The sequence below is a fragment of the Sporosarcina pasteurii genome (assembly GCF_041295575.1).
Lineage (GTDB): Bacteria > Bacillota > Bacilli > Bacillales_A > Planococcaceae > Sporosarcina > Sporosarcina pasteurii.
Map to the genome: position 1 here is coordinate 422,543 of NZ_CP160452.1, position 14,151 is coordinate 436,693.

At 40.6% G+C, this 14,151-nt stretch carries 17 protein-coding genes; all 17 read left to right on the forward strand.

The window, feature by feature from the left end; all coding sequences use genetic code 11:
* The first annotated feature begins 287 nt into the window (after positions 1 to 287).
* The 17 genes from AB1H92_RS01995 (at position 288) to AB1H92_RS02075 (ending at position 14,148) form a co-directional block, all read left to right on the forward strand.
* Positions 288 to 893, forward strand: a complete 606-nt coding sequence (locus AB1H92_RS01995) for a thymidine kinase (protein WP_115359924.1) — start codon at positions 288 to 290, stop codon at positions 891 to 893.
* 241 nt (positions 894 to 1,134) lie between these two features.
* The gene (prfA, locus tag AB1H92_RS02000) at positions 1,135 to 2,211 is read left to right on the forward strand and encodes a peptide chain release factor 1 (RefSeq protein WP_115359925.1); all 1,077 of its coding nucleotides are present in this window, start codon (positions 1,135 to 1,137) and stop codon (positions 2,209 to 2,211) included.
* Entirely contained in the window at positions 2,204 to 3,058 is an 855-nt protein-coding gene (gene prmC, locus AB1H92_RS02005; protein ID WP_115359926.1) for a peptide chain release factor N(5)-glutamine methyltransferase, read from the forward strand. The genes prfA and prmC overlap by 8 nt, the downstream gene beginning before the upstream one ends.
* A 43-nt stretch (positions 3,059 to 3,101) precedes the next feature.
* Positions 3,102 to 3,665, forward strand: a complete 564-nt coding sequence (locus AB1H92_RS02010) for a stage II sporulation protein R (RefSeq protein WP_115359927.1) — start codon at positions 3,102 to 3,104, stop codon at positions 3,663 to 3,665.
* A 61-nt stretch (positions 3,666 to 3,726) separates the two neighbouring features.
* Positions 3,727 to 4,755 carry an L-threonylcarbamoyladenylate synthase gene (locus AB1H92_RS02015; protein ID WP_115359928.1) on the forward strand — a complete coding sequence of 343 codons (1,029 nt, stop codon included), beginning with the start codon at positions 3,727 to 3,729 and terminating at the stop codon, positions 4,753 to 4,755.
* 61 nt (positions 4,756 to 4,816) lie between these two features.
* On the forward strand, positions 4,817 to 5,320 hold the full coding sequence (locus AB1H92_RS02020; protein ID WP_166739558.1) for a manganese efflux pump: 504 nt from the start codon (positions 4,817 to 4,819) through the stop codon (positions 5,318 to 5,320).
* A gap of 57 nt (positions 5,321 to 5,377) precedes the next feature.
* The gene (locus AB1H92_RS02025; RefSeq protein WP_115359930.1) at positions 5,378 to 5,818 is read left to right on the forward strand and encodes a low molecular weight protein arginine phosphatase; all 441 of its coding nucleotides are present in this window, start codon (positions 5,378 to 5,380) and stop codon (positions 5,816 to 5,818) included.
* A 376-nt stretch (positions 5,819 to 6,194) separates the two neighbouring features.
* Positions 6,195 to 6,632 (forward strand): ribose 5-phosphate isomerase B, encoded by a 438-nt coding sequence (rpiB, locus tag AB1H92_RS02030; protein WP_115359931.1) that lies wholly within the window; start codon positions 6,195 to 6,197, stop codon positions 6,630 to 6,632.
* Positions 6,633 to 6,651: 19 nt separating this feature from the next.
* The gene (locus AB1H92_RS02035; protein WP_115359932.1) at positions 6,652 to 7,212 is read left to right on the forward strand and encodes a TIGR01440 family protein; all 561 of its coding nucleotides are present in this window, start codon (positions 6,652 to 6,654) and stop codon (positions 7,210 to 7,212) included.
* Positions 7,213 to 7,274: 62 nt separating this feature from the next.
* Entirely contained in the window at positions 7,275 to 8,546 is a 1,272-nt protein-coding gene (gene glyA / locus AB1H92_RS02040; protein WP_115359933.1) for a serine hydroxymethyltransferase, read from the forward strand.
* Positions 8,547 to 9,079: 533 nt separating this feature from the next.
* Positions 9,080 to 9,709: a uracil phosphoribosyltransferase gene (gene upp / locus AB1H92_RS02045; RefSeq protein WP_115359934.1), complete on the forward strand. Its 630-nt coding sequence runs from the start codon at positions 9,080 to 9,082 to the stop codon at positions 9,707 to 9,709.
* A 35-nt stretch (positions 9,710 to 9,744) separates the two neighbouring features.
* Positions 9,745 to 10,851 (forward strand): non-hydrolyzing UDP-N-acetylglucosamine 2-epimerase, encoded by a 1,107-nt coding sequence (wecB, locus tag AB1H92_RS02050; protein WP_370475547.1) that lies wholly within the window; start codon positions 9,745 to 9,747, stop codon positions 10,849 to 10,851.
* 542 nt (positions 10,852 to 11,393) lie between these two features.
* Entirely contained in the window at positions 11,394 to 11,765 is a 372-nt protein-coding gene (locus AB1H92_RS02055; RefSeq protein ID WP_115359936.1) for an ATP synthase subunit I, read from the forward strand.
* A 124-nt stretch (positions 11,766 to 11,889) separates the two neighbouring features.
* Entirely contained in the window at positions 11,890 to 12,597 is a 708-nt protein-coding gene (atpB, locus tag AB1H92_RS02060) for a F0F1 ATP synthase subunit A (RefSeq protein ID WP_115359937.1), read from the forward strand.
* Between the two features lie 64 nt (positions 12,598 to 12,661).
* Positions 12,662 to 12,874 (forward strand): F0F1 ATP synthase subunit C, encoded by a 213-nt coding sequence (gene atpE / locus AB1H92_RS02065; RefSeq protein ID WP_075528993.1) that lies wholly within the window; start codon positions 12,662 to 12,664, stop codon positions 12,872 to 12,874.
* Between the two features lie 183 nt (positions 12,875 to 13,057).
* Entirely contained in the window at positions 13,058 to 13,612 is a 555-nt protein-coding gene (gene atpF, locus AB1H92_RS02070) for a F0F1 ATP synthase subunit B (RefSeq protein WP_115359938.1), read from the forward strand.
* On the forward strand, positions 13,609 to 14,148 hold the full coding sequence (locus tag AB1H92_RS02075) for a F0F1 ATP synthase subunit delta (protein ID WP_115359939.1): 540 nt from the start codon (positions 13,609 to 13,611) through the stop codon (positions 14,146 to 14,148). Before atpF ends, AB1H92_RS02075 begins: the two co-directional genes overlap by 4 nt.
* Positions 14,149 to 14,151 lie beyond the last annotated feature (3 nt).

Genomic DNA, 14,151 nt, shown 5'->3' on the forward strand with positions numbered 1-14,151 from the left:
AATACCCGTCTAGGTGTGAAGAGCACCAGGCGGGTATTTTCTGTTCATTGTCAAAATGGGAAATAGAGTGTGTAGAATTGTGCTGCTTACACATCCTTTCTTTGTGAGGATTAACCGAAGTAGATGTTTAGTGTCGTTTTATTGCAAAGAATAGGTAGCGTTTTTGGTACGCATGTAAATTGATGCCCGAAAAACTATGCCATGTCACCCATTCGCTTACAATATTAATTGGATTTTATTATGCAAATATGCATTTACATATTATTTTTAGGAAAGGTGAGAGCAGGATGTACGCAACAGTTCAAGGAGGATGGATTGAAGTTATTTGCGGAAGTATGTTTTCTGGGAAGTCAGAAGAACTTATCCGTCGAATTAAGCGCGCGCAATTTGCCAAACAACAAATTGCCGTATTTAAACCAGAAATCGATAATCGATATAGCAATGAAGCGGTAGTGAGCCATAATGGAACGAAAGTGATCGCCATTCCTGTTGCAAGTTCAGCCCATATTAAAGAATTCAACAAAGAAGGATATGACATCATCGCGATAGATGAAGCGCAATTTTTTGATGATGAAATCGTTGAAACGGTCATGGAACTTGCCGATGAAGGATACCGTGTCATCCTCGCGGGGCTCGATCAAGATTTCCGCGGAGAACCATTTGGTCCGATGCCTCGACTCATGGCAGTCGCCGAACTCGTCACGAAATTACAAGCCGTATGCACAGTCTGCGGGTCGCCCGCAAGTCGAACCCAGCGACTGATTAATGGTGTTCCAGCTGGTTATGATGACCCAGTCATCCTAGTTGGCGCTTCCGAGGCATACGAAGCAAGATGCCGCAAACATCACGAAGTCCCAAATGGCGTATCCGTCGCAGCTACGCTAAATAAATAAACGCATGCCGCCCATTCGATTAAGTGAATGGGTTTTTGATTTTTAGTGGCAATGCGCGAACTTGGAAGTTAAGTCACGTTAATTCGAAAGAATGCAACGCTTTCGCAAAAGTACACAACCTACCCAGAAAAATCTACAGCGGAAATCCATCATTTCCGTCATAACAGAGAAAAAACTGTATTTACTCGTGAAATTACCGTACAATAAACATACAAATCAGTGTTAGAATGAGGTGCCTACTATGTTTGAACGACTTCAAATTGTAGAAGATCGATATGAACAATTGAATGAATTGTTGAGTGATCCGGATGTCGTGAGTGATGCAACAAAACTTCGCGATTATTCAAAGGAACAATCAGGTTTACAGGAGACGGTTGATGTATTCCGTGAATATAAAAGAGTGATTGAAGAGCGAGATAGTGCAAAAAGTTTACTTGAAGAGTCACTGGATGATGAAATGAAAGAACTTGTGACGCTTGAGATTTCAGAACTCGAAGAACAAATTGAACCGTTAGAAGAAAAGCTCAGAATTTTACTCATTCCGAAAGACCCGAATGATGATAAAAACGTCATCATGGAAGTTCGGGGTGCTGCCGGAGGAGATGAAGCGGCTTTATTTGCGGGGAATCTCTATAGAATGTACAGTCGCTATGCGGAAATGAACAACTGGAAGATAGAAGTCATTGATTCATCGCCGACTGAATTAGGCGGTTTTAAAGAAATTATTTTCATGATTACCGGGAATGGTGCTTATTCAAGATTAAAATTTGAAAACGGCGCGCACCGTGTTCAAAGAGTTCCTGAAACTGAGTCAGGTGGCAGAACGCATACGTCAACGGCTACGGTGGCTTGTTTACCGGAAGCGGAAGATGTCGACATTGAAATTCTTCGAGAAGATTTAAAAATTGATACGTATCGTTCAAGTGGTGCAGGTGGTCAGCACGTAAACACAACAGACTCTGCTGTTCGTATTACCCACTTGCCAACGGGAATTGTTGTCTCCATGCAGGATGAGAAATCACAAATTAAAAATCGTGAAAAAGCGATGAAAGTCTTAAAAGCGCGTGTCTATGATGCAGCACAACAAGAGGCGCAAGCAGAATATGCCGCGACCCGTAAGTCTGCGGTTGGAACAGGGGATCGCTCGGAAAGAATTCGAACGTATAACTACCCGCAAAACCGTGTTACAGATCACCGCATCGGATTAACCATTCAAAAGCTTGATCAAATAATTGACGGTAGTCTCGATGAAATCATTGATGCGCTCATTATTGAAGATCAAGCACATCGTTTGGAAAGTTTGAACACAAATGACTGAACGTATTTATGAGGCCCAACATAGGGCTTTTTCTTTATTGGAGGAAAAAGGGTTAGATGCAGGAGCAATCAGATTTTTAATGGAACATATCACAGGATTCTCCCACGCATCGCTTTTAGCCAATATGAGAACATATCTTACTGAGGAGCAACATCATCGCTTTTGGCAGAAAGTTGATGAGTTGCTAGAAGGGAAACCTGTTCAATATGTAATCGGTCATGAAGTTTTCTACGGAAGAACGTTTCAGGTTAATGAAAATGTATTGATTCCACGTCCGGAAACGGAAGAGTTAATTGTAGAAGCGCTAAAGCGAATGAAAAAGCTATTCGGAGAATCAAACCCCACTGTTGCCGATATTGGTACTGGGAGTGGAGCAATCGCAATTACGATGAAATTGGAAAGCCCTCAGCTGGAAGTAACTGCAACAGATATTAGTGAATCAGCATTGCGAGTGGCAAAGCAAAATGCAACCGAACTCGGTGCGGCCATCGATTTTAAGCAAGGTGATTTAACTGAACCACTTGCACATAAAACTTGGGATGTTGTGTTATCGAATCCACCTTATATCGCGCGAAGTGAAGCCTCTGAAATGACGGACACAGTTTTAGACTATGAACCACATCGCGCTTTATTTGCGGAGGAAGATGGGCTTTATTGCTATCGGAAGCTAGCTGAGCAACTTCCGAAACTGATGAACAAGCCTGGTCTGATCGGTGTTGAATTTGGACATGCGCAAGGACGGGCTGTTTATCATTTGTTTAGCGAATCATTTCCAAATGCTGTGATAGAGACGGTTAAAGATATTAATGGAAAAGATCGAATGCTATTTTGTGAGATTCGTGAATAAAACTCGTAATCGGTGGTAACAATGTTTGTAGGAGGAGATAGACATGTTACCAGATTACGAGATTATAAAAAACAACCGACCAAAACATAAAATAATTGCATTCCTTGAATTTGTACTTATTCTGATTATTTTTCAATCCGCCATTATGTTATTAACTGGTGGACCTAGTGAAGAAGCAATTCAATTTAGGATTTTAGCGCATTCAAATACAGAAAAAGATCAATTAGAAAAGCAGGAAATTCAACAAGAAATTGCACCACTTATTCAAAATGCAATCGCAACATCAGATTCGAATGATGAGCTTGTGGATAACTTTAAGCAATTGGAACCAGAAATTATTGCGATTGCGAATAACATTGTACAAAATAAAACGGTTTCATTAGAAAGAAAAGATGCAATCATTCCGCCGAAAAGATCGGGGTTTTATATTCAACCACAAGCGTCGTATGATGCATATATATTAACAATTGGAAGTGGGCGTGGAGATAATTTCTGGTGTTCATTATTCCCAAATGTCTGTTTTCCGGAAAAAGAAGAGAAGAATGAAAAAGAGGAAGAAAAAGTAACTTTCTTTGTATGGGAGTGGATAAAAGGGCTCTTTTCATAAAAGTTACTCACAGGTAATTGTGGATAAGTCGCATGAATTGTGTATAAAGGGGATTTATTAAATGAAAACGATCGTCACAATAGTGGATAACTCTATGGATAACGAACGAGAATATCAACAAGCTGTGGATATGTTGAGTGCCGGGGAAGTTGTTGCCTTTCCAACTGAAACTGTCTATGGCTTGGGAGCGGTAGCGACCAACGAAAAAGCGGTTGAGAAAATATTTCAAGCGAAAGGTCGACCTTCAGACAATCCATTGATTGTACATATCGGCACGCAAGGAGAAGTTGCGCATTATGCGAAAAGCATTTCATTAGAAGCAAAGCAGCTTATGAAAGCTTTCTGGCCAGGTCCATTAACATTGGTGTTCGAGCAAATTCCGCATATCGTTGCGCCAAACGTTACGCCAGGTGTAACAACGGTTGGTATTCGTATGCCGGACCACCCAGTGGCACTTCGTTTACTTCAAACATTGAAATTGCCGCTTGCTGCACCAAGTGCGAATCGGAGTGGAAAGCCGAGTCCGACCGAAGCGCTGCATGTTAAAAAAGATTTAAATGGACGCATTCCACTCATTTTGGATGGTGGACAAACTGGGGTAGGGCTTGAATCTACGGTAATCGATATGACTTCAACGCCTCCTGTTATTTTAAGACCCGGTGGCATTACCAAAGATATGATTGAAGCTGTCATTGGTCCTGTTGAAACTGCGCATGGACTTAAAACGGCAGAGGCTCCGCGTTCGCCGGGGATGAAATATGCCCACTATGCACCAGAGGCACCGCTTTTTATTATCGAAGCAAATCAGGAGAAAATTAAAGAAGCAGTAACGGCTATCCAAAAAGAAGGTCAGAAAGTGGCGGTTATCGGTCCGAATGATTTAAACATGACAGCAGCCGATTGGTATTTCGCGATTGGCGCCAATACGAATGTAGAAGAGATGGCTGCGAATTTATACAAAGCGCTTAGACAGTGCGATACAACGGAAGCGGATCTTATCCTTGCGGTAGAGACGAATTTGGAAGGGGTCGGAGAAGCGTTTATGAACCGGCTACTAAAAGCCGCGGATGGTAGACGATATGATGTGTAACTAGAATATGTGAAAAATTCTCTGCATACGATAGATGGACGTTATGCAGGGAGGTTTTACTGTGGAAGAGTTGTTTGCAGCGAGTGTTACTACGCTTGATATTATCGTAGTTTATGTTTTGCTTCGCGTGAAGGGGAGAAGACTCGTACTTGCTTTGTGGACTGGATTTCTCAATATCATGCTCCCGTTACTTGGTTTTATGATGGGAGAATTATCGGCAACGATCTTTGCGGATTGGAGCGTACTCTTGTCAGGCGTAATTTTAAGTCTTATTGGGCTACATATGCTATTGCAAGATAATAATGAACAATCGACGATAATCAAGCTACACCCTGCGTTTATTGCGCTTGTTGTCAGTATAGATGCCTTTTCTGTAAGTGTGACATTCGGAATGTTACAGTTAAATAAATTACTATATATTATGGCCTCTGGAATTTTCGCTTTCGTTTTCTCGCTTGTAGCCCTTTATTTTCAAAAGAAACTGGGGGTTAAAAATGGGAATAGGATTAGGCAATTCGCAGGGGTGTCGTTGCTTATCATGGGGATTTTGTCGTGCATTCGTTGAATTTAACAATGCCTATGTTCATAAAAATCAGTTATTCTAGTAAAGAAGGGGATATATATGAATATTTATTTAATTTGTACTGGAAATACTTGTAGAAGTCCGATGGCGGAAGCGATATTACGGTCAAAAAATATGAAAAATGTCCATGTACGTTCTGCTGGAATCCATGCGATGGATGGAATCCCGATTGCGGAAAATGCGAAAACCCTGATTGAAAGAGCGGACATGCCTTATACTGCAACTTCAAAATCCGTTACAGCGGATGATGTTGCATGGGCGGATTTTATATTGACAATGACTGACGCTCATAAACGGATGCTGCGCACTTTTTTTCCAGACGAAATAAATAAAATCCACACGTTAAAAGGTTTTTTAGAGCTTGGTGGAAATGAAGATGTTTATGATCCGTTTGGTGGAAATCTTGATACATATGATCAAACGTTTACTGAACTATCAAAACTCATGGAGGTCCTCGAACGTAAATTGACAAGGGGATGAAGACTCGAGTCACTCGTAAATTTAAGTGCACAATAGACATACACTAAGCGTACAATTAGCAAGAATAGCCCTGGCTGTTTTTTTAACGATGTAAGTGGTAAAATGAATTTAATCAATTTCATGATTGCATATTTAAATCCGAACGTTTATTATTAAGTTGAATCAATCGTTCGTTGGCGTTGTGTTTTTATTTGATGATTGAAGTCAAGTTAAACATGGTTCATACCTTTTGCGCGTCAATAAGTTGCATCTAGATGCCAATTGTTCGCATAAAGCGTCTTCTTAGCGTGTTGAATGACTTTGTTCGGGTTTCAAGGCTATTCTCTTCATTGTGGAATTGACTCAATTATGAATAAATTAGAAAGAAGGTAGCTCAATGAAAATTGCAATATCTTCAGATCACGGCGGCAATAAATTGCGCCAAGAAATAATTCAGTTACTAGAAGAACGTGGAGTAGAATATGAAGATTTTGGACCCAAAACAGATGAATCGGTAGACTATCCTGATTATGCTTCGCCTGTTAGTGAAGGTGTGGCATCTGGCCAATTTGAGCGTGGCATTTTAATTTGCGGAACGGGTATTGGTATGTCCATCGCAGCAAATAAAGTAAAAGGCGTTCGCTGTGCGCTCGTGCATGATGTCTTTACTGCTAAAGCAACAAGAGAACATAATGATACGAATGTACTTGCAATGGGTGAACGTGTCATTGGTGCTGGACTTGCGCGAGAAATTGTAGCTACTTGGTTAAATACAGAATTTGAAGGCGGCCGCCATGCTCGTCGTCTTGAGAAACTACATGAACTAGAAAACTGAAACGGTTGGAGGGGAAAAAGTGGAAGCTCAAAATTTATGGAAACTTCAGCTGGAAGAGCTGTTATCCGAAATCGCTGAGCAAACAGAATTCGAACGCGGGGGCTTTTTCGTCGTCGGTTGTTCAACTTCCGAAGTTGCAGGAAAACGAATGGGTACATCAGGTGCTTTCGAAATCGGTGAAATGTTGTATGGACCTTTAAAGAAATTTGCGGACGAGCACGGACTCTATCTTGCATTTCAGGGTTGTGAACATATTAATCGAGCGCTCACGATTGAACGAGTTGCTGCAAAACATCATCAGTTAGAACCAGTTACAGTCATTCCAACTGTTGATGCAGGTGGTTCTATGTCAGCGTATGCTTATGCGCAAATGACAGATCCTATCGTGGTTGAAGAAATTCAAGCGCAAGCGGGGATCGATATTGGACAAACACTGATTGGCATGCATTTGAAAAAAGTTGCAGTACCGTTACGAACTTCTATTGAAAAAATTGGTGAAGCTGTCGTTACAATTGCGACGACACGTCCGAAACTTATCGGCGGCGTCCGCGCAGTTTACGAAATAGATAATAAAAACTGAAACGCCTGTCGCATCTAGGTGTTGAAGTTAGAAAAAATAAAGTTGATAAAGGGGAATCACTGATGGACCATGTAAAGATTAAAGAACTTTCAGCAGAACTGAATCATGTGAAAGTTGGAGATGAAGCAGTTTACGAAGCAATTATGGCGGAAAAAAAGCGTCAACAAGCGAATATTGAACTAATCGCATCTGAGAACTTTGTAACAGAGGCAGTTATGGAAGCACAAGGTTCAGTATTGACGAATAAATATGCAGAAGGATATCCTGGCAGACGTTATTACGGCGGATGTGAACATGTGGATGTTGTAGAAAATATCGCACGCGATCGTCTGAAAGAAATCTTCGGTGCAGAATACGCGAACGTTCAACCACACTCAGGTGCACAAGCAAACATGGCTGTTTATTTCACAGTACTTAAGCCAGGCGACACAGTACTCGGAATGAACCTATCACATGGTGGTCACTTAACACACGGTAGTCCAGTTAACTTCTCTGGAGAACTATACAACTTTGTTGAATACGGTGTGAGTAAAGAAAACGAGAAAATCGATTATGAAGATGTACGTCAAAAAGCGCTTGAGCATAAGCCGAAAATGATTGTTGCAGGAGCAAGTGCGTATCCACGTGAAATTGACTTTGCTAAATTCCGTGAAATTGCAGATGAAGTCGGCGCTTATTTATTCGTAGATATGGCGCATATTGCTGGTCTAGTTGCAGTTGGAGAACATTCGAATCCAGTTCCACATGCACACTTCGTAACGTCAACAACACATAAAACGTTACGTGGCCCACGCGGCGGACTGATTTTAACGACAGAAGAGTTCGGTCGTAAAATTGATAAGTCAATTTTCCCGGGTATTCAAGGTGGTCCACTTATGCATGTCATTGCAGCGAAAGCAGTTGCTTTTGGTGAAGCGCAAAAGCCTGAGTTCAAAGCATATATCCAACAAGTGAAGAAAAATGCGAAAGTATTAGGAGAAGCACTTGTAGCAGAAGGAATTGATATCGTTTCAGGCGGAACGGACAATCACCTTCTACTTCTAAACCTTAAATCCCTGGGCATTACTGGGAAAATCGCTGAAGAAGTCTTGGATGAAGTTGGCATTACAGTAAATAAAAATACAATTCCATTTGATACAGAAAGTCCATTTGTGACATCAGGTATTCGAATTGGAACGCCAGCAGTTACATCAAGAGGCTTTAAAGAAGAAGAAATGAAAGAAATTGCTTCAATTATGGCATTCCTTCTTAAAAACCATGAAGATGAAAATGTTAAAAAAGAAGCACTCGAACGCGTACAAGCAATCACAAACAAATTCCCACTTTATCAATAATGAATGCGAAGCCACTTTCAATTTGAAAGTGGCTTGTTTTTTGTTTGAAAGTTGTTGGTAGGATTTGCCTATTGCGTCTGTACACGTTTGAAAATCGGAGAAGAGGAAAAGATAAGGTTGTTGATGGACTAGATAACGATGTAATGTTGTCGGGGCGAGGAAAGATTGAGACGTATTAAAGGATCAATTTCATAATTGTTATTGTTAGTATTCGGCAATTTAGTATGTGTGTTTTCGTTGATTGAAGTGGAGGGCGTGCTCTCAAACGCTTCGCTTTTTGGTCGCAAAAGCCGTTCTTCGTGACGGCTCTTCCAGTGGGATTAGCTGGACAGGTGAGACCCCGCAGGGAGTGAAGCGACTGAGGAGGCTCACCGCCAGCCCCACGGAAAGCGTCCGACCGGAACGGAAATCAACATAGTTCGTTAATTGTAAAATTGTTAAATATGTCTTTTTTGAAACAGATAACTTTCTTGGTGCCAGATTAGTTTCATTCTGCTATACTAAACTGGATATTTTAAAAGGAGTGAAAGAATATGCCAAAAATTCAAGTGCTAGACCACCCATTAATTCAACACAAATTGACTTACATACGTGATATAAATACAGGGACGAAAGAGTTTCGTGAACTGGTTGATGAAGTTGCAACATTAATGGCGTATGAGATTACACGTGACCTACCTTTAACGGAAAAAGAAATTGAAACGCCGATTGGTAAAGGAAAGTCCGATGTTCTTGCAGGAAAGAAACTAGGAATTATTCCTATTTTACGTGCGGGACTCGGCATGGTAGAAGGAATTCTAAATTTAATTCCAGCGGCGAAAGTTGGACACGTCGGGCTGTATCGTGATCCAGAGACGTTTGAGCCAGTTGAATACTATGTGAAATTGCCAAAAGACGTGTCAGAGCGTGACTTAATTCTCGTTGACCCAATGCTTGCGACAGGTGGATCAGCTATTGAAGCTGTAAATTCATTGAAGAAACGCGGAGCAAAAAGTATTCGTTTTATGTGTTTAATTGCAGCGCCTGAAGGGGTTAAAGCAATGACAGACGCTCATCCTGATGTGGATATTTACATTGCTGCACTCGACGAAAAGCTTGATGAAAAAGGCTATATCGTTCCAGGCCTTGGTGACGCAGGCGATAGACTGTTTGGAACAAAATAAGAGGAGAGATATCGTTGTCAAAAAAGTGGAAAGTAATGACGATATTTGGCACTCGACCAGAAGCGATTAAAATGGCGCCCCTCGTACTTGAGTTAAACAAGCATCGCGAAGACATTGAATCGATTGTAACGGTTACGGCTCAACACCGCGAAATGCTAGACCAAGTGCTCGCAACATTCGACATTACACCAGACTACGATTTAAACATTATGAAAGACAGACAAACCTTAGTCGATGTTGCAACAAGAGGACTAGAAGGGCTCGATGCAATCATGAAAGAGGCGCAGCCTGATATTGTGCTTGTGCACGGCGACACAGCTACAACATTTATCGGAAGCCTGGCTGCATTTTATAATAAAATTGCAGTTGGGCATGTCGAGGCTGGTTTACGTACTTGGGATAAATACTCGCCTTATCCGGAAGAGATGAATCGTCAATTAACGGGTGTCCTTGCAGATCTTCATTTTTCGCCGACTGAAAAATCAGCACAGAACTTATTGAATGAAGGAAAAGACAAAGACTCGATCCATATTACAGGCAATACGGCAATTGACGCACTTCATACAACTGTTCGTGAAGAGTATTCGCACCCAGTTTTAGAAGAACTAGGCAATGATAAGTTAATTTTATTAACAGCACATCGCCGTGAAAACCTTGGCGAACCGATGCGCAATATGTTTAATGCGATTAACAGATTGCTTGAGAAACATAATGATATTCAAGTGGTCTACCCCGTACATATGAATCCGGTTGTGCGTGAACTTGCGAATGAAATATTAGGAGACAATCACCGCGTTAAACTTATCGAACCATTGGAAGTCGTCGATTTTCATAACTTTGCGGCAGCATCTCATATTATATTGACAGATTCAGGTGGCATCCAAGAAGAAGCACCATCTCTTGGTAAACCAGTCATTGTGTTGCGTGACACGACGGAACGCCCGGAAGGAATCGAAGCAGGGACGCTTAAATTAGCTGGCACAGATGAAGATGTGATCTTTTCTTTAACAGATGAACTTCTTACAGATGAAGATGCTTACAATAAAATGGCCCAAGCTTCAAATCCATACGGCGATGGACATGCATCTGAACGAATTGTAGAGGCCTTAAAAGAATATCTGTCGTTTACAGCACAATCTTAAAACGGCTTGTCCTAAGGGGCAAAAGTGATACAAACCGAACGCTCGGAAGTTCGATTTGTTCACTAGCTGGTCTAATGGAAAATCAATCAGTTTTGTTTCTTATATGAAGAAACATTAAATTGTATAAAATTGTATAAAACAGTAAATGAATGGTTACAATAGGAGACATTCAATTTGAATTTTGTCGGATGTTTGACAAAAATCGATGAATCATAAAAAAAAGCAGAGAATCAATTGACATCATTTTTCGCCTACTGTATGATTACAAAGGGTAATCTTGATAGGGTTCGATGCATATGAAACTTCAAAAAAATTGTTGCATAGAATACCTATTATTTCACCGAACGCTTGATGTGCATAGGGATATTAAGCCTAGTATACATATCAAAAACGGCCGTCCATTCGCAACTTAGACAGGTTCCACCCTTTTCGGAGTCTTCGCCGGTTATAAGGCTGGACAGCGAAACGGGAACCACCCCGTACATCCTTGAATTTAACACTTTACCCAAATCCAGAAACGAGAAGCAGGAGAATCCAGCATTATGCAAAATTTGCAGGAAATTCATAGTAGACAGCGTAAATTAACCTTTTTTACAATTGCTTTATTCGCCCTCGGTTGGGTGATTACTGGATGGAACACAGTTTTTGCTGGACTCATTTTAGGGACATTGTTTGGCTTGTATAATTTCTGGATACTCGTTCGCAAATCAGAGCGATTTGAACGTGCGTTCGCGGAAGGGAAAAGTCGAATTTCAATTGGAAGTGCGTTGCGTTTCGCATCTGGTATTGCGGCAGCGGCAATTGCAACTGCGATGCCGGAGCAGTTCGACCTGATCAGTACGGTAATCGGCTTTGCCATTCCGTATGCTCTTCTAGTAGTTGAGCGGATCATTTACCACGTAAGACAGCAGTAAAGATTTTTCAAAGTAAGAATAAAGGCTTTCAAATAATACATTACATTAAATTAAATGATTGAGAGATAATCTTACTATTGATTGAAAAGTCGAATTCCGAATGAATGAGGGAGGTGAATGAATCATGGACCATGGACATCCAATGCGAGAGTTTATGGGGATGACATTCAATCTATCGAACATCATGATGCTTCTCATAACTTGTATCATTGTATTTCTAATTGGAATCATGGCAACACGTAATCTACAGGTTAAGCCAACAGGAATGCAAAACTTCTTTGAATGGATCATGGATTTCGTTAAAGGGATTATCAAGAGTAACATGGACTGGAAAACAGGTGGAAGATTCCATATACTTGGAATTACACTCATTCTTTTCCTATTTGTCTCAAACGTACTCGGTTTGCCACTAGCAGTTATCGTCGACAACGAACTATGGTGGAAATCACCGACAGCCGATCCAATGATTACGATGACACTCGCAGCAATGGTTATTATCTTAACCCACTATTATGGTATTAAGATGAAAGGTATAGGTGGATACGGTAAAGATTTTCTTAAACCACTACCATTCTTATTTCTACTTAACATCATTGCAGAATTTGCAAGTACATTAACACTTGGTTTACGTCTTTATGGAAACATTTACGCTGGTGAAGTGCTTATCGCGCTAATCGCTGGTTTAGGTGCTTCAAGCATCTTTGGATTTATCGGAGCGATTGTACCAGGAGTTGCCTGGATGGGCTTCTCTATATTCGTAGGTGGAATCCAGTCATTTATTTTCGTTATGTTAACGATGGTCTATATGACTAACAAAGTTAGAATGGACTAGTCAACATATAACCCGAATCAAGGGAATCAAAAAAAAACAAGAAATTTTAGGAGGAAGTATTATTATGGGTCTAATAGCAGCAGCAATCGCAATTGGTCTTGGTGCACTAGGAGCAGGTCTAGGTGCAGCTCAAGTTGTAGCAAAAACACAGGAAGGAATCGCACGTCAACCAGAAGCACGTGGTTTCCTACAAACGAACATGTTCATTGGGGTAGCATTAGTTGAAGTTGTTCCGATTTTCGCAGCTGTTGTTGCGTTCATCGTAATGAACCGATAATTAAATGAAAAGACTAGGGGATTTGTCTTTATAATCCTCTTTTCAAAATGGCGAAGAAATGAAACAGTATTCCTTCGCCATTGCTTTATGACAAGAAAAGCTAAAGTTGGACAGTAAAAGTTTAAAACATTATATAATCCATATGTTAAAGAGTAATAAGCTCTTGAAGGGAGTGAAACAATCGTGTTTTTGGATACCTTCCACCTCTTAGCCGCAAATGCAGCTGATGCAGGTTTTTTGGAAAAACTTAACGGTAGATTAAACCTTGGGGATATCATTGTAACGGTCGCGTTATTCACGATTCTCTTGGTGCTATTAAAGAAATATGCATGGGGTCCACTTATGGGTGTTATGGATCAACGTGCAGAAATGATTGCAAATGAAATTGAACAGGCTGAAAAAAGTCGAGTTGAATCGCAACAACTTCTTGAAGAGCAACGTAAGTTATTAAATGACGCACGTACAGATGCGCAAGCGATTGTTGAAAACGCTCGTGAACAAGGTGAGAGCCAACGCGAGGAAATCGTTAAAGCAGCACGTAATGAAGTATCTCGTCTTAAAGAAGAAGCTTCACTTGAAATTGCTTCTGAAAGAGAAAAAGCTGTACAAGCAGTACGAGAAGAATTCGTATCACTTTCCGTTCTTGCGGCGTCTAAAGTACTTGGAAAAGAAGTTTCCGAGGAAGAAAACCGCGCATTGATCGAGGAGACGATTGCGAAAGCGGGCGATGGGCAATGAGTAAATCAATCGTAGCAAATCGCTATGCGCTCGCTCTTTTTAATACAGCGCAAGAAAAGGGAAAAGTTGATAAAATTCAACAAGAATTACTTGAGATAAAAGAAGTCTTTCAAACAAATCAAGAACTTGAAGAATTACTCCATAACCCTAGATTATCAATCGCGGAAAAGAAAGAACTACTCGCACAGCTATTTAAAAAAGCAAACCAATATGTTCAAAATACATTATTCTTGTTGCTTGAAAAGAAACGCATCGATGACATTATCAACTTTGTTGACGAATTCATTAAGATTGCAAACGATGCAGCTGGTGTAGCTGATGCAAAAGTTTATTCAACGCGTGAATTAACTAAAAAAGAAGTTCAAGCAATTTCATCTACATTTGCTGCGAAAATCGGCAAGCAGTCATTGCGTATTGAAAATATCATCGATTCAAGCCTAATTGGTGGCATTCGCCTCCAAATTGGAAACAGGATTTATGATAGTAGTTTAAGCGGCAAACTAAATCGTTTGCAAAGAGATCTAATTAGATCTTAAATT